We start from the raw sequence: 15,251 nt of genomic DNA, 5'->3' as shown, positions 1-15,251 counted from the left end.
CGCCGGCATGATGCCGGCGATGCAGGTTCCTGGGGTGCGTGCGATCAGTTGCGCGGCGGCTTCGGTGCGTTGCCATCACGCGGGCCACCGTGGCGCGGGCCGCCATGCATCGGGCCCTTGGCGGCATCGAACTCGGCCTTGCTCAGCTGGCCATCCTTGTTGGTATCGGCGGCAGCGAACCAGGCATCACGATGCTGCTTCATGCGCAGCTCGCGGTCGGCCTTGTCCAGGTAGCCGTCCTTGTTGACGTCCATCTGGTCGAAACGCGCCGCCAGGCGCGGGTCGGCCTTGGCTTCCTCGCGGCTGATGCGGCCGTCCTTGTTCACGTCCAGCTTGGCCATCCAGGCGCCATGGCCACCGCGACGGCCATGCTTCCAGCGCGGCAGCTCGTCACGCGACAGCTTGCCATCCTTGTTCTTGTCCAGCGCGTCGAACTTCGCGGCCAGGCGCGGGTTGGCGGCGGCTTCGCTGCGGTCGATGACGCCATCGCCATTGGTGTCCAGCGTGGCATGGCGCTGCGCCGGGGCATTGGCCGCGGCCGTGGCCGGGGTATCGGCGGCCAGGGCGATGCCGGTGGCGGAGGTGCCCAGCAGCAGGGCCAGCAGCAGGGGGGTACGGATCATGGAGTCACTCCTGGTAGGGGGATTGCGGTGTTGCGTCGAGGCGATCACTTCACCCTCGGGGGACAACAACGCCTGGCCGCGGCATCGGTTGACGCAGACGCCGGTTCCGTTCATCCGGCGGACAGTCGCGGCCATTGCGACACGCTGGGGCTATGCTGTGCCCATGGCGATCCACGGCGACAGAGACGACGAACTGAGACTGTTCCAGACCGGCGAGCACCCCTGCGGGTACTGGTCGGACCGCGTTGCGCGCGATCTGGTGCTGGATCCGCAGGACCGCCGCCTGGGCGGGCTGTACCCGCTGGCCCTGAGCTGGGGCTTCCGCCGCAGTGGTGACCTGGTCTACCGCCCGCACTGCGCGCAGTGCCATGCCTGCGTGGCCGTGCGCATCCCGGTGGCGCGCTTTGCCGCCGACCGCAGCCAGCGCCGCTGCGCCGCGCGCAATGCCGACCTGGAGGTGCGCATCACCGCCGCCATGCCGCGCCAGGACCTGTTCGACCTCTACCACCGCTACCTCACCCACCGCCATGCCAAGGGCGGCATGGATGACCACGGTCCGCACGAGTTCGAGCAGTTCCTGATCGGCAGCTGGTCGCATACCCGCTTCCTGGAAATGCGCCTGCCCGGCCACGACGGCCAGCCCAGCCAGCTGCTGGGGGTGGCGGTGACCGACGTGACCGAGCACGGCCTGTCGGCGGTCTACACCTTCTTCGACCCGGACCATGCCGCCCGCGGCCTGGGCACCTTCGCCATCCTGCAGCAGATCGAGTGGGCCCGGCGCGAGGGCCTGCCGCACCTCTACCTCGGCTACTGGATCCGCGACCACCAGAAGATGGACTACAAGCGCCGCTACCGCCCGCTGGAGGCCTACGACGGCCGCCGCTGGCATGATTTCGACAGCGAACTGGACGGACGCTGACAAACCGCTGACACCGGGCCGGGTGCACAATACGGCCCATGAACATCACCCGCCGCCATCCCCTGATCCTCGCCCTGGCCCTGCTCTGCGGCGCCAGCGCCCCCGCCTACGCCAAGTCCCCTGCGATGACCGAAAAGCCGCCCTCGACGCTGCGCCTGGCCACCTACAACACCTCGCTGTATTCGGATGATGCCGGCGGCCTGATCAAGGAACTGGAAGGCGACAGCGAGCACGCGCGCAAGATCGCTGCGGTGCTGCAGCAGGTGCGCCCGGACCTGGTGCTGCTGAACGAGTTCGACTTCGACGACGCGCACCGCGCCGCCGACCTGTTCCAGAAGCGCTACCTGGAAGCGGCCCAGCCCGGTGGCGGCAAGCCGCTGCACTTCGCCTACCGCTACCTGGCGCCGGTCAACACCGGCGTGCCCAGCGGCCTGGACCTGGACGGCAACGGCGTGGTGGGCGGCGAAGGCCGCAGCCGTGGCAACGATGCCTGGGGTTACGGCCTGCACCCGGGCCAGTACGGCATGCTGGTGCTGTCGCGCTACCCGATCGACGAAGCCAAGGTGCGCAGCTTCCAGCTGCTGAAGTGGAGCACGATGCCCGGCGCGATCCGTCCGGTCGACCCGCGCACCGGCAAGAGCTTCTACAACGACCAGGTGTGGTCGCAGCTGCGCCTGTCCTCGAAGTCGCATTGGGACGTGCCGGTGAAGACCCCCACCGGCGTGGTCCACGCCCTGGTCTCGCACCCGACCCCGCCGGTGTTCGATGGCCCGGAAAAGCGCAATGCCGCGCGCAACCACGACGAACTGCGCCTGTGGCAGGAATACCTGTCGGCCGGCGACAAGCCCTGGCTGTGCGATGACAAGGGCCACTGCGGCGGCCTGGCCCAGGATGCGCGCTTTGTGATCTTCGGCGATCTGAACAACGATCCGGTGGACGGTGATGGCCGCCACGACGCCATCGTCAACCTGATCGAGAATGCGCGCGTGCTGCGCTACCCCACCCCGCGCAGCATCGGTGGCGAGCAGACCAGCCTGGCCTATGCGGCCAAGGGCATCGTGCGCAAGGGTGCGCCGTTCCATGCCACCGGCGATTTCGGCCCGAAGTCCGGCACGATGCGCCTGGACTACGTACTGCCCTCGACCGGCTTCGAGTACGTCGGCAGCGGCGTGTTCTGGCCGGCCAATGAAAGCCCGGAAGCGAAGATCGCCGACGGCAGCGACCACCACCTGGTGTGGGTGGACGTGCGGTAACGGAGAACGTACCGACCAACGGTCGGTACCCACCGGGATGCGGCCGCCGGGCATGGCCCGGCGCTACCGCCTGCCTGGGATGGTGTAGAGCCGAGCCCATGCTCGGCTGCTCCCCCGCCCCTTTTTCCGTTCTGCTAGATTGCTGGCAGAAGGACACGATGCCGGGGGTGGGCAGTGCACAGGAACGTGGTACTCATTCTTGCGGTTTTCAGTACCGTCGCCGTGGCGTGCTGCGTGGAGCCGCGGTTGATGCAACTGGCAGCCCTGGTCCTGATCGGATTGATACCGGCGGGTGTCGCCTGCTGGAAGGGCTACGCCGACCGCTTCGGCACCTGGTGGATGTATGGCTCGGTGCTGTGGGCGGTGGCCATGATCCACGTGACCGTGCTGCCCTGGCGCCATCGCTGAGCGCTACCGTCTGCTGAGGATGTTGTAGAGCCGAGCCCATGCTCGGCTGCGCAGGTGTGCAGCGCCCTGGAAAAGCAGCCGAGCGTGGGCTCGGCTCTACAGACGGTCCGCGCCGGACATGGCCCGGCGCTACCGTTTTACGGGCGCAGCTCGACGCCGATGGCGTCGGCGGCATCACGCGCGATCGAACGCGCTTGGTCGATGGTTTCCGCGCGCGCCAGGGTCACGCCCACGCGGCGGTGGCCATGCACGCTCGGCTTGCCGAACAGGCGCACGGCGGTATCCGGCACCTGCAGCGCGGCGGCCACGTTGTTGAAGTACGGCACGCCCTCGCCATGCGCCAGCAGCGCGCACGAGGCCGACGGGCCGCTCTGGCGGATCACCGGAATCGGCAGGCCAAGGATGGCGCGTGCATGCAGGGCGAATTCGCTCAGTTCCTGCGAGACCAGGGTGACCAGGCCGGTGTCGTGCGGGCGCGGCGACACTTCGCTGAACCACACCTCGTCGCCCTTCACGAACAGCTCAACGCCGAACAGGCCCCAACCACCGAGGTCGTCGGTGATCGCGCGCGAAATCTCTTCGGCACGCGCCAGCGCGGCGCTGGACATCGGCTGCGGCTGCCAGCTTTCGCGGTAGTCGCCGTCCTTCTGCAGATGGCCGATCGGCGCGCAGAACGAGGTGCCGCCGGCGTGGCGCACGGTCAGCAGGGTGATCTCGTAATCGAAGTCGATGAATCCTTCGACGATGCAGCGGCCGGCACCGGCGCGGCCACCGGTCTGCGCGTAGTCCCACGCCGGGGCGATGTCCGCCTCGCTGCGCAGGGTGCTCTGGCCCTTGCCCGAGGAGGACATCACCGGCTTGACCACGCACGGCAGGCCGATGGCGGCCACGGCGGCGCGGTACTCGGCTTCGGTATCGACGAAGCGGTACGGCGAGGTCGGCAGGCCCAGGGTTTCGGCAGCCAGGCGGCGGATGCCTTCACGGTCCATGGTCAGGCGTGCAGCGCGCGCGGTCGGGATCACCCGCAGGCCCTGCTCCTGTTCCAGCTGGACCAGGGTCTCGGTGTGGATGGCTTCGATTTCCGGCACCACCAGGTGCGGCTGCTCCTGGGCGATCAGCGCACGCAGCGCCATCGCATCGAGCATGTCGATCACGTGCGAGCGGTGCGCGACCTGCATCGCCGGCGCATCGGCATAGCGGTCGGCGGCAATCACTTCCACGCCCAGGCGCTGCAGTTCGATGGCCACTTCCTTGCCAAGTTCGCCCGAACCCAGCAGCAGTACGCGGGTAGCGGAGGGGGACAACGGGGTTCCAAGCTTGGCCATGGCGGGGGTCCGGCAGCGATGTGAAGGCGGGTGGGCATTCTAGCCGGTCTACCCCCGGCCAGCCGACGAACGGCACTTGCGGACTGATATCAATTTGATATCTTTTCATCGAACCCTCAAGGACGTACCGCCATGAAAGAGAAGTCGCTCTCCTCCCCCAACGGCCTGGGCATGCTGGCCCTCGCCCTGCTGGTCGTACTGGCAGGCGGCGCGCTGTTCGTGCTCGGCATCGCGGCCAAGGCCAGCACCGGCTCGCCCAACCTGGTGATGCTGTTCGGCGGGCTGCTGATCGGCGCGCTGGCGCTGTTCGCCATGGCCGGCCTGTACACCGTGCAGCCCAACCAGGCCGCCGTGCTGAGCCTGTTCGGCAAGTACGTGGGGACCGTCAAGGACAACGGCCTGCGCTGGAACAACCCCTTCTACAGCAAGCGCCGGGTCAGCCAGCGCGTGCGCAACTTCGAAAGCGGCAAGCTGAAGGTCAACGAGCTGGACGGCAGCCCGATCGAGATCGCTGCGGTGATCGTCTGGCAGGTGATCGATGCCTCCGAGGCGGTCTACAACGTGGACGACTACGAAAGCTTCGTGCACATCCAGTCCGAATCGGCGCTGCGCGCGATGGCCACCAGCTACCCCTACGACCAGCATGAAGAAGGACAGCTGGCCCTGCGCAGCCACGCCAGCGAGATTTCCCTGCACCTGAAGAACGAGCTGGCCGAGCGCCTGGCCGATGCCGGCGTGCAGGTGATCGACGCGCGCATCAGCCACCTCGCCTATGCCGCCGAAATCGCCCAGGCGATGCTGCAGCGCCAGCAGGCCAACGCGGTCATCGCCGCCCGTACCCGCATCGTCGCCGGCGCGGTGGGCATGGTCGAAATGGCCCTGGCCGAACTGCAGAAGAACGGCGTGGTGCAGCTGGATGAGGAGCGCAAGGCACACATGGTCAGCAACCTGTTGACCGTGCTGTGCTCGGACCGTGGCACCCAGCCGATCGTCAACGCTGGTTCGCTGTACTGAACCTCGCAACGGGGCGCCCCACCGCCCCGCCAGGAGCTTGCATGAGTGAGAAGAAAGCCTATCCGCTGCGTATCAACGCCGATGTCCTGGCCGCCGCGCAGCGCTGGGCTGACGACGAGTTGCGCAGCCTCAACGCGCAGATCGAATACGTGCTGCGCGACGCCCTGCGCAAGGCAGGACGCCTGCCGAAACCCAAGCCATCGTCGGAGGACAAGGAATGAGCAAGCGTTGGAGCTACCTGACTGTCGAAGTCAAAACGTCGCTGATGGGCCTGCAGAAGCCGGAGGACATCCAGGCTGAGCTGAACCGCCAGGGCCAGCTCGGCTGGGAACTGGTCAACATCATCATCCCGGCGCCGATGCGCCCGGCCATGCTGGTCTTCAAGAAGGAGCAGTGACCATGCGCCTGCGCCCCACCCTGTTCGCCGTCGCACTGGCCGCCTTCAGCGGCGGCGCCCTGGCCGCCGAGCCGCAGCAGGTCGCCACGCAGCTGCTGGACCACCTGCAGGCCGGGCGCATCGCCGAGGCCGAAGCGATGTTCACCGAGAAGATGGCCAGCGCCGTGCCGGCCGAAAAGCTGCAGGGGCTGTGGCAGTCGCTGGGTGAACTGAAGCAGCGTGGCACCGCCCACAGCAGCGAGCAGCAGGGCATGCACCTGGTGGAAGTGCCGCTGCAATTCGCCAGCGGCGCAGTGATCGCGCAGGTGGCGGTGGACGCGCAGGACAAGGTGGCCGGCCTGCTGCTGCGCCCTGCCCCGGCAGCCAAGGCAGCGCCGCCGCCGGCCGACGCGAACTACAGCGAGGCGGATTTCAGCGTGCCGCAGGCGCGCGGCGCATTGCCGGGTACGCTGGCCCTGCCCAAAGGCAAGGGCCCCTTCCCGGCCGTGGTACTGGTGCATGGCTCGGGCCCGCAGGACCGTGACGAAACCATCGGTGCCAGCCGCCCGTTCCTGGACATCGCACGCGGCCTGGCCGCACAGGGCATCGCCGTGCTGCGCTACGACAAGCGCACCTTTGCCCACCCGCAGGATTTCCGCGGCGGCAGCTTCACCGTCGATGATGAAACCACCGACGACGCCGTTGCGGCCCTTGCCGCGCTCGCCGCCGATCCGCGCATCGATGCCCGCCGCGTCTTCGTGCTCGGCCACAGCCAAGGCGGCATGCTCGCCCCGCGCATCGCCAGCCGCTGGCCGCAGGCGCGTGGCGCGATCCTGTGGGCGGCACCGGCACGCACCCTGCTGGACCTGCTGCCCGAGCAGAACCGCTACCTGCTCGGCCTGGACGGTGACATCAGCGCGCCGGAACAGGCATTCCTGGACAAACTGGACGCACAGATCGCCGCTGCCCGTGGCAGCGCCCCGGTCGCCGCCAGCGAACTGCCGCTGGGCGTGCCGCAGACGTTCTGGAAGAGCATCGAAGCGGTCAACGCACGTGGCGATGCCAAGGCGCTGCACAAGCCCCTGCTGATGCTGCACGGCGGTCGCGATTTCCAGGTGCCCGACGCCGATTGGCAGCTGTGGAAGCAGGCGCTGCAGGGCCGCAGGGATGTGCAGTGGCAGGCCTACCCGGCCCTGAACCATATCGGCGTGGCCGGCAGCGGCCCCAGCTCGCTGAAGGAGTACGCGCAGCCGGGGCACGTCGACACGACCCTGATTGCCGACGTGGCGCGCTGGGTGGAGGCGCAGCGATGAGCGGTAGCGACCCACGCACGTTCGACGTTGCCGAAAGTTCGCCGCTGCGCGTGCTGTGGATCCTCGGTCCGGTGCTGGTGGTCTTCGCCCTCTGTGTCTGGGCCGAACTGAAGGACGCACCCGCCGATGCGCCGTGGATGGAGATCACCCTGTCGCCGCCGTTCTTCCGGATGTGGGGCAGCGCCGCCTGGAGCCTGGCGACGCTGGTGCTGATCGGCGCCGGCCTGGGCGCTACGTTCTTCCGCCGCCGGGTCAGCCTGGACGGTGATGTGCTGGACGTGCGCTCGACGCTGTACCGGCGTCGCACGCCGGTCGCGCAGATGCAGCTGGACCAGGCCGAAGTGGTCGACCTCAGCCGTGACCGCCGCTATGGCCTGCGCCTTAAGACCAACGGCTACTCGATGCCAGGCTTCTATTCCGGGCACTTCCGCCTGCAGGGTGGCAGCAAGGGCTTTGCCCTGGTCACCGACCGCAAGCACACGCTGGTGATTCCGGTGCGCGGCGGCAGCACGCTGCTGCTCAGCCTGGACCGGCCGCAGGCCCTGCTGGACGCACTGCGCAAGGTGGCTGCGACCGCGCCACCGCAGTAAGCTGCGGGCATGCACCGTCGCGCCCCCCTGCTGATCAACACCGAGGCCGTGGAACTGTGGCCGGCCGCCCTGCTGCGCGCGCGCAGCAACCTGGATGCGCGCCTGCTGGCACGTGCGCGCTGGGTGCTGCGGCGCAAGCTTGATGGCCGTTACCTGGCCGCGGTACTGCCACAGGGCGTGCACTCACTGGTGCCGCACCTGCCGCGCGAACCCGGCGTGGACGAAGCGCTGGCGCTGCTGGAGGGCGGCGCCGGGGCGCGCCCATTTGCGGCGCACCTGGAGGCGCAGTGGCTGCCGCTGGCCGGCCTGCAGCAGCGCCTGCAGCAGCTGGGGCTGGATGCGCAGGAATACGCGCAGGACAGCGGCCTGGCCCTGGAGGCCGAACCCTGTGTGCTGCATTTCGCCGGTCGTGACCGCTTCGGCCGCCCGCTGTGGCTGCGCCGTGGCGCCGCGCAGGGCTGGCGGCGCATGCGCCTGCACGCCGCGCGCGACGGCGTGGCACTGGATGCGATCTCCGGCTTCCGCAGCCACGCCTACCAGCTGGGCATCTTCGAACGGAAGCTGGCCCGTGGCCTGGGCGTGGCGGACATCCTCAAGGTCAACGCGGCACCGGGTTTCAGCGAACACCACAGCGGCCATGCGCTGGACATCGGCACGCCGGGCGACGCGCCGGCCGAGGAAACCTTCGAGGCGACGGACGCGTTTGCCTGGCTGCAGGCGCACGCCGGCACCCATGGCTTCAGCCTGAGCTACCCGCGCGACAACCCGCACGGCATCGTCTACGAGCCGTGGCACTGGTGCTGGAACGGATCACTGTAGAGCCGAGCCCATGCTCGGCTGCTGCGCCGGCCCGATCAAAGGCAGCCGAGCGTGGGCTCGGCTCTACAACGCGGCCGTAGCGCCGGCCCGATCAAACGCAGCCGAGCGTGGGCTCGGCTCTACAAGGCGGATCACTGTAGAGCCGAGCCCATGCTCGGCTGCTGCGCCGGCCCGATCAAACGCAGCCGAGCGTGGGCTCGGCTCTACAAGGCGGATCACTGTAGAGCCGAGCCCATGCTCGGCTGCTGCGCCGGCCCGATCAAACGCAGCCGAGCGTGGGCTCGGCTCTACAACGCGGCCGTAGTCGCAACGGCCGTCAGCGCCTCAGCGCATTGAACGCCAGCAGCACCCAGCCCGCCATCAACGTGGTGCCACCCACCGGTGCCAGCCGCGTCGGCCACTGCCACAGCGCCGCGCCGGCCAGGCTGCCGGAGAACAGCAGCACGCCCAGCAGCAGCGCATACAGCCCCAGGTGGGCGATTGCCCCCTGTGCGCGCGGCCCCAGCGCCAGCAGCACCGCACCGTGGGCGAAGGCATACAGCGCGGCCATGTTCAGATGCTGCTGGGCCAGCGGCTCGGCCACGCCGTGCGAGGCGTAGGCGGACAGGCCGATCGAGGCCGCCGCCAGCAGCGCGCCCAGGCAGGCCAGCAAGGAAGGCTTACGCGCGCGTCGTTCCGGATTGAACATCACTGCTCCTTGCGCAGCGCCCCACCGGGCGCAGATGAAAAAAAACGCGCCGCAGGAAGCGGCGCGTTTTCGTATCCAACATTACATGGGTCAGCCGAAGCTTACTTGACGGCCCAGTAGATGTCGTAGGTGCCTTCCGGGGTGAACGACTTGTCCAGACCGTCCTTCCAGGTTTCGTACGGGCGATCGATCACTTCCGAACCGTTGGTCACAGCCCAGGCACGCAGGGCATTGCGGGCAACGTCCAGGCCAGCCATGTGGCCGGTGTAGGCCGCGTGGGCCGAACGGTGCGCAGCAACGCGCTGGTACTTGACCGGTGCGCCACCGTCGATCTTGACGCTCAGTTCTTCAGCGCCGGTGCCTTCGGTACCCTTCTTCTTCACCGGCTGGGCGATGTCGAAGGCGTACTTCTCAGCACCGAAATCGGTGGTGATGATGCGGAACGGGCCAGCGGCTTCGAGGCCATTGGCATCCATCACGCGCTTGATCCACTCTTCGTTGTCCTTGATGGACTTGGTGATCGTCTCCTGGCCGCGATCGACGTTACCGGCGTTGACGACCAGCAGGTCCTCGGCCGGCACTTCCACGATGGCCAGATCGGTCAGCGGGGCTTCGGCAGTGCGGTAGTCGACGTTCGGCACGGTGGCCAGCATGTTCGCCATGCGCGACAGACCCATCTTGATGTCGTCGCCGATCTGGCGGCTGACATACAGGCCTGCGTAGCGGCCGAACAGGTCGAAGCCGTACTTCACCGAGTAATCCTGGGTGATCTTGACGTTACGGCCACCCTTGCCGGTCGGCTCCAGGGTGAAGGTGGTGACCTTGTCGTGGCCCTTGGTCGGGTCTTCGATGGCGATCACAACGCGCTTGTTTTCTTCCGACTCGGTGATCTTCCAGGAACCGTTGCCCAGGTCCTTGGAGGAGAAGTCGAGCGTGGCACCCTTGCCGGAGGCCGGGCCGGACAGCTTCAGATCAACGGCGGGATCGCGCAGAACCAGCGGGTTCCAGTCCTTGAAGCGGCGCAGGCTGTTGACCGTGTCGTACACGATCGTCATCTTGCGGTTGGTCTCGATGCTTTCGGTGATGTGACGCTCGCCCGGCAGACAGACGCCAATAATGACGAACAGGCCAGCCACGATCCCCAAGGCGATCAGGAACTCGATAATACGGGTCATTCAGAGAGTCTCCGGGGCCGATCCCACGGCCGGGTTGATTGAAGCGAAGCGCCAATCCTAGCAGGCTTCGCAGGCATTGTTATCGGATTGGCGCACCGGTTTCCGTGCCGGCTGCGTATTTGTATGGACAAAGATTTTGAAGAGTAACGCATCCGGCCCCCCTGGATGTAGGGGGGCATTCTGGCCCGGCACCCGGGTTTCTTCCCAAGCCTTTGTCGTAAAAGGCTTTTTTCAGACCAGCTGGAGTTCGAACGCCTTCAGCACGGCGCGGGTGCGGTCGCGCACCCCCAGCTTGGACAGGATGTTGGACACGTGGTTCTTGATGGTCCCTTCGGCGACCCCCAGCGAATTGGCGATCTCCTTGTTGGAGAAACCGCTGGCCATCAGCCGCAGGATCTCCGTTTCGCGGTCGGTCAGCGGGTCCGGGCGGTCCAGGCTGACGAAATCGTTGCGCATGTGCTCCAGGCCCGACAGCAGGCGCTGGGTCACCGCCGGCTGCACCAGCGAGCCGCCGTCGGCCACGGTGCGGATGGCACCGACCAGCTGCGCCAGGGTGACGTCCTTGAGCAGGTAGCCCTTGGCACCGGCCTTCAGCCCGGCCAGCACCAGCTGGTCGTCGTCGAAGGTGGTGAGGATGATGGTCGGCGGCAGCTGCTCCTGGCGCGACAGCACCTGCAGCGCCTCCAGCCCGGACATCACCGGCATGCGCATGTCCATCAGGACCACGTCCGGACGCACCTGCGGGACCAGCTCGACGGCCTGGCGGCCATCGGCGGCCTCGGCCACCACCTCGATGCCGTCGTCGAGCGCCAGCAGGGAGCGGATTCCCTGCCGCACCAGGGTTTGGTCATCGACCAGGCAGACGCGAATCATCAACGCACTCCTTCAGGAACCTCGGTGAGGGCCGCCAGCACCGTTGCCGGTACCGTGGCCCGCAGGCGGAAGCCTTCGCCGGGGTGGGTATCCACCTGCAGCTGGCCGCCACATTGTTGCAGGCGTTCGCGCATGCCGCGCAAGCCATTGCCCGCATTGACCATCGCCGCGCCGACGCCGTCGTCGCTGGCCTCCACCACCACCCGACCCGGCGCCTCACGGTACACCCGGATCCACAGGTGGCGGGCCTGGGCGTGGCGCACCGCGTTGGTGATGATCTCCTGGGTGCAGCGCAGCAGCACGTGGGCGCGCTGCGGGTCTTCCACGTTCAGCGGCTCCTCCACGTCCAGCACGATGTCCAGCGAGGGCACGTTCTCGGTGAGCGGGCGCAGCGCGGCGGCCAGGTCGATGGCACCGGTCTCGCGCAGCTGGCTGACCACCTCGCGCACGTTGCCCAGCAGCAGCTTGGCCAGGGTATGCGAGCGCTTGACGTGTTCCAGTGCCTGGCCCTCGGCCAGATGCCCGGCCACTTCCAGGTTCAGGGTCAGCGCGGTCAACTGGTGGCCCAGCACGTCGTGCAGCTCGCGCGAGATGCGGGTGCGCTCGTTGACCCGCGCGCTCTCGGCCAGCAGGGCCCGGGTCGCGCGCAGTTCGGCGTTCAGCCGGCGCTGCTCGTCGCGGGCCTCGGTCTGCTGCCGCGCTACCAGGCTGGTCACGAAGATGAACATGGAGAAGCCGCCGTACAGCAGCGACTGCATCACCGCCTCGAACAGCGGGAAGCGCAGCAGCATGTAGTAGACCGGCGCCACTGCCAGCTGGCTGACCAGCAGCCACAGCACGCCCAGCCGCACCGAGAGCATCCACGGGATGACCCCGGCGGCCACCATCATCAGGATGCTGCCCAGGCCCGAGCCGCTGAGGAAGCTGACGCCAAGCGCCGAGACGGTGAGCAGCAGCAGCAGGCCACGGTCCAGCCAGGTGGTGTGGCTGTCGCTGCGCAGCGAGCGGGTCAGCCGGAAGTAGGCCGCGCCGAAGGACAGGTAGGCCAGGAACAGCAGCACCGCCCAGCCTCCCATGTCGGCACGGGCATGCAGGTTCTCGAACTGCGAGTAGGCCAGGGGCAGGCCGACCATGACCCAGGTAAACAGGCCGGCCAGTCGCAGGACACGTGTATGGCTGAGGACTCCCAACATGCCAGCACTCTACGGTTGAACCCCGCCCGCTGCACTCTGGCGGAAGTCATGCCTGCCCTTCCCCCTGTTCATGCCGCAGCCCGCCCCGGGCATGCAATAATCGTGCGCAGGGTCCGTTGATGGACCAACCGCGTTACCCCACGGAGTCACAATGTCGATTGTCATCCGCGACGTGCGCGAGCACGAGCTCGATTCCGTCCTGGCTTTGAACAACAATGCTGGCCTGGCCATCCTTCCTCTGGATGCCGCACGCCTGCACCTGTTCTACGATACCGCTGAGTATTTCCGCGTCGCCGAGCGCGACGGCAACCTGGCCGGCTTCCTGATCGGCTTCGGCAGCGACAGCCAGCACGACAGCAGCAACTTCGCCTGGTTCAAGCAGCAGCTGGCCACCCCCTTCTTCTATATCGACCGCATCGTGGTCGCCAGCCGCCGTCGCGGTGGTGGCGTCGGCCGTGCGTTCTATGCCGATGCGCAGAGCTTTGCCGAGCTGCGCTACCCGCAGATGACCTGCGAGGTGTTCCTGGACCACGGCGCCGATGCCGCCCTGCTCTTCCACGGCAGCTTCGGCTTCCGCGAGCTTGGCCAGAACACCATGCCGCATGTCGACGTGCGCGCCAGCATGCTGGCCAAGGAACTGTGCAGCTACCCGTGGGTCCAGGAGACCTACGGCGGCAAGCTGCCGGATGTGGCATGGGCGCGTGACCGGCAGCTGCCGGTGCAGGCACAGCGGCCGACGGGGACCTGAGCGTGGCGGTGAATTTCGATTACGAACAGGCCGGTGAACTGAAGATCGGCCAGGTGGGCATTGCCAACCTGCGCATCCGTACCCTTGATGTCGAACGCCTCGTGCAGGAAATGCAGGAACGCGTGAACCGTGCGCCGAAGCTGTTCGGCCGCGCGGCGGTCATCCTCGATTTCGGGGGACTGAGCCAGGTGCCCGACGCGGCCACCGCGCAGGCGCTGGTGGATGGGCTGCGCAGCGCCGGCGTGCTGCCGGTGGCACTGGCCTATGGCACCACGGCGGTCGACCTGCTCTCGCAGCAGCTTGGCCTGCCCCTGCTGGCCAAGTTCCGCGCCCAGTACGAGCGCGCCGAGGCCGAACCGGCCCCGCCGCCGCCCGCGCCGCCCGCCGCCGAACCGCGTCGTGCCGCCAAGGCCGAACCGGCACCGGCTCCGGTCGCCCCGGTAGGCAACGCCGCCGATGCGGCCGCGCCGCAGCCGGGCCGCATGCAGCTGGGCAACGTGCGCTCGGGCCAGCAGCTGTACGCGGAAAACTGCGACCTGACCGTGATGGCCACCGTCGGCGCAGGCGCCGAGGTCATCGCCGACGGCAGCATCCATATCTACGGGACCCTGCGCGGCCGCGCGCTGGCAGGGGCCCAGGGCAACACCGCGGCGCGTATTTTCTGCCGCGATTTCCATGCGGAACTGGTCGCCATTGCAGGCCATTACAAGGTACTGGACGATGTGCCGGACAACCTGCGCGGCAAGGCCGTGCAGGTGTGGCTGGAACAGGACCAGATCAAGATCGCTGCGCTGGACTGACGCAGCCCCCAAACAGAATCATCAGGAGAAGTCCTTTGGCTGAAATCATCGTAGTCACCTCCGGCAAGGGCGGCGTCGGCAAGACCACTTCCAGCGCGAGCCTGGCCTGCGGCCTCGCACGGCGCGGCAAGAAGGTGGCCGTGATCGACTTCGACGTCGGCCTGCGCAACCTCGACCTGATCATGGGTTGCGAGCGCCGCGTGGTGTACGACTTCGTCAACGTCGTGCACGGCGAAGCGACCCTCAAGCAGGCCCTCATCAAGGACAAGCGCTTCGACAACCTGTACGTGCTGGCTGCCTCGCAGACCCGCGACAAGGATGCGCTGACCCAGGAAGGCGTGGGCAAGGTCCTGAAGGACCTGGCCGCCGACGGCTTCGAGTACATCATCTGCGACTCCCCGGCCGGCATCGAGAAGGGCGCCTTCCTGGCGATGTACTTCGCCGACCGCGCCGTGGTGGTGGTGAACCCGGAAGTGTCCTCGGTGCGCGACTCGGACCGCATCATCGGCCTGCTGGATTCGAAGACCCACAAGGCCGAATCGGGCCAGAACGTGCCGGCCTTCCTGCTGCTGACCCGCTACACCCCGGTGCGCGTGGAAAGCGGCGAGATGCTGAGCATCGCCGACGTCGAGGAAGTGCTGGGCCTGAAGGCCATCGGCGTGATCCCCGAATCGGGCGACGTGCTCAATGCCTCCAACAAGGGCGAGCCGGTCATCCTGGACGGTGAATCGGCGGCCGGCCAGGCCTACGACGATGCCGTTGCACGCATCCTCGGCGAAGAGCGCCCGATGCGCTTCACCAACGTCGAGAAGAAGGGCTTCTTCAGCAAGCTGTTCGGAGGGTAAGCATGGGCCTGTTCGATTTCCTCAAAGCGAAGAAGACCACCGCCGAAACCGCGAAGAACCGCCTGCAGATCATCATCGCGCAGGAACGCAGCAACCGCGGTGGCCCCGATTACCTGCCGCTGCTGCAGCGCGAGCTGCTGGAAGTGATCAAGAAGTACGTCAACATCGACGTCGACGCGGTAAAGGTCGACCTGGTGAAGGATGGCCAGCACGACGTGCTGGACATCTCCGTGGCGCTGCCTGAAGGCCCGGAAAAACCCTGACCCCCTGCCCCGCCCGTGCCTGCATG

Annotated in this window: 19 protein-coding genes; 13 read left to right on the top strand and 6 right to left on the bottom strand. The window is 67.6% G+C overall.

Annotation, left to right across the window (positions count from 1 at the left end; genetic code table 11):
- Positions 1–44: 44 nt before the first annotated feature.
- Positions 45–623: an EF-hand domain-containing protein gene (locus QMZ26_RS08505; protein ID WP_283221186.1), complete on the bottom strand. Its 579-nt coding sequence runs from the start codon at positions 621–623 to the stop codon at positions 45–47.
- Positions 624–786: 163 nt separating this feature from the next.
- Here QMZ26_RS08505 and QMZ26_RS08500 point away from each other — a divergent pair, with 163 nt between their 5' ends.
- From QMZ26_RS08500 to QMZ26_RS08490, 3 genes are all read left to right on the top strand, one after another.
- On the top strand, positions 787–1,542 hold the full coding sequence (locus tag QMZ26_RS08500) for an arginyltransferase (protein WP_283221185.1): 756 nt from the start codon (positions 787–789) through the stop codon (positions 1,540–1,542).
- Between the two features lie 38 nt (positions 1,543–1,580).
- Positions 1,581–2,795, top strand: coding sequence for an endonuclease/exonuclease/phosphatase family protein (locus QMZ26_RS08495; protein ID WP_283221184.1), 1,215 nt, complete (start codon positions 1,581–1,583; stop codon positions 2,793–2,795).
- A 249-nt stretch (positions 2,796–3,044) separates the two neighbouring features.
- Complete coding sequence (locus QMZ26_RS08490) at positions 3,045–3,203, top strand: hypothetical protein (protein WP_200734540.1); 159 nt, start codon at positions 3,045–3,047, stop codon at positions 3,201–3,203.
- A gap of 137 nt (positions 3,204–3,340) precedes the next feature.
- Here QMZ26_RS08490 and purT read toward each other — a convergent pair whose 3' ends face one another.
- Positions 3,341–4,528 (bottom strand): formate-dependent phosphoribosylglycinamide formyltransferase, encoded by a 1,188-nt coding sequence (gene purT, locus QMZ26_RS08485; RefSeq protein ID WP_283221183.1) that lies wholly within the window; start codon positions 4,526–4,528, stop codon positions 3,341–3,343.
- A gap of 132 nt (positions 4,529–4,660) precedes the next feature.
- Between purT and QMZ26_RS08480 the strand changes: the two genes are divergently transcribed.
- Genes QMZ26_RS08480 through QMZ26_RS08455 form a run of 6 tightly spaced genes read left to right on the top strand, consistent with a single transcriptional unit; the run spans position 4,661 to position 8,640 of the window.
- Positions 4,661–5,542, top strand: a complete 882-nt coding sequence (locus QMZ26_RS08480; RefSeq protein WP_079221056.1) for an SPFH domain-containing protein — start codon at positions 4,661–4,663, stop codon at positions 5,540–5,542.
- Positions 5,543–5,583: 41 nt separating this feature from the next.
- Positions 5,584–5,763 (top strand): Arc family DNA binding domain-containing protein, encoded by a 180-nt coding sequence (locus QMZ26_RS08475; protein ID WP_079221055.1) that lies wholly within the window; start codon positions 5,584–5,586, stop codon positions 5,761–5,763.
- Positions 5,760–5,939: a DUF4177 domain-containing protein gene (locus tag QMZ26_RS08470; RefSeq protein ID WP_079221054.1), complete on the top strand. Its 180-nt coding sequence runs from the start codon at positions 5,760–5,762 to the stop codon at positions 5,937–5,939. The genes QMZ26_RS08475 and QMZ26_RS08470 overlap by 4 nt, the downstream gene beginning before the upstream one ends.
- A gap of 2 nt (positions 5,940–5,941) precedes the next feature.
- Positions 5,942–7,231: an alpha/beta fold hydrolase gene (locus QMZ26_RS08465; protein ID WP_283221182.1), complete on the top strand. Its 1,290-nt coding sequence runs from the start codon at positions 5,942–5,944 to the stop codon at positions 7,229–7,231.
- A complete protein-coding gene (locus QMZ26_RS08460; protein WP_283221181.1) occupies positions 7,228–7,821 on the top strand; it encodes a PH domain-containing protein in 594 nt (197 codons plus the stop codon). The genes QMZ26_RS08465 and QMZ26_RS08460 overlap by 4 nt, the downstream gene beginning before the upstream one ends.
- A gap of 9 nt (positions 7,822–7,830) precedes the next feature.
- Positions 7,831–8,640, top strand: coding sequence for a M15 family metallopeptidase (locus QMZ26_RS08455; RefSeq protein ID WP_283221180.1), 810 nt, complete (start codon positions 7,831–7,833; stop codon positions 8,638–8,640).
- A 316-nt stretch (positions 8,641–8,956) separates the two neighbouring features.
- On the opposite strand, the gene QMZ26_RS08450 is transcribed toward QMZ26_RS08455, so the two are convergent.
- The 4 genes from QMZ26_RS08450 to QMZ26_RS08435 all read right to left on the bottom strand — a co-directional run bounded on the left by QMZ26_RS08450 (position 8,957) and on the right by QMZ26_RS08435 (position 12,569).
- Complete coding sequence (locus tag QMZ26_RS08450; RefSeq protein ID WP_108746176.1) at positions 8,957–9,328, bottom strand: DUF423 domain-containing protein; 372 nt, start codon at positions 9,326–9,328, stop codon at positions 8,957–8,959.
- 101 nt (positions 9,329–9,429) lie between these two features.
- Positions 9,430–10,503, bottom strand: a complete 1,074-nt coding sequence (locus QMZ26_RS08445) for an SRPBCC family protein (protein WP_079221049.1) — start codon at positions 10,501–10,503, stop codon at positions 9,430–9,432.
- A 231-nt stretch (positions 10,504–10,734) separates the two neighbouring features.
- Positions 10,735–11,376 carry a response regulator transcription factor gene (locus QMZ26_RS08440; protein ID WP_108746175.1) on the bottom strand — a complete coding sequence of 214 codons (642 nt, stop codon included), beginning with the start codon at positions 11,374–11,376 and terminating at the stop codon, positions 10,735–10,737.
- Positions 11,376–12,569 (bottom strand): sensor histidine kinase, encoded by a 1,194-nt coding sequence (locus QMZ26_RS08435; RefSeq protein WP_200733373.1) that lies wholly within the window; start codon positions 12,567–12,569, stop codon positions 11,376–11,378. The genes QMZ26_RS08440 and QMZ26_RS08435 overlap by 1 nt, the downstream gene beginning before the upstream one ends.
- 151 nt (positions 12,570–12,720) lie before the next feature.
- Here QMZ26_RS08435 and QMZ26_RS08430 point away from each other — a divergent pair, with 151 nt between their 5' ends.
- From QMZ26_RS08430 to minE, 4 genes are read left to right on the top strand one after another with little or no spacing between them, the layout of a single operon-like run.
- Entirely contained in the window at positions 12,721–13,317 is a 597-nt protein-coding gene (locus QMZ26_RS08430) for a GNAT family N-acetyltransferase (RefSeq protein ID WP_079221046.1), read from the top strand.
- Positions 13,318–13,325: 8 nt separating this feature from the next.
- Positions 13,326–14,117: a septum site-determining protein MinC gene (gene minC, locus QMZ26_RS08425; protein WP_174214104.1), complete on the top strand. Its 792-nt coding sequence runs from the start codon at positions 13,326–13,328 to the stop codon at positions 14,115–14,117.
- 35 nt (positions 14,118–14,152) lie between these two features.
- Positions 14,153–14,962 (top strand): septum site-determining protein MinD, encoded by an 810-nt coding sequence (minD, locus tag QMZ26_RS08420; RefSeq protein WP_079221045.1) that lies wholly within the window; start codon positions 14,153–14,155, stop codon positions 14,960–14,962.
- Between the two features lie 2 nt (positions 14,963–14,964).
- Positions 14,965–15,225: a cell division topological specificity factor MinE gene (gene minE / locus QMZ26_RS08415; RefSeq protein ID WP_079221044.1), complete on the top strand. Its 261-nt coding sequence runs from the start codon at positions 14,965–14,967 to the stop codon at positions 15,223–15,225.
- Positions 15,226–15,251 lie beyond the last annotated feature (26 nt).

The organism is Stenotrophomonas sp. PFBMAA-4, from assembly GCF_030053215.1.
Lineage (GTDB): Bacteria > Pseudomonadota > Gammaproteobacteria > Xanthomonadales > Xanthomonadaceae > Stenotrophomonas.
This window is presented reverse-complemented; position numbering and strand designations above follow the sequence as displayed.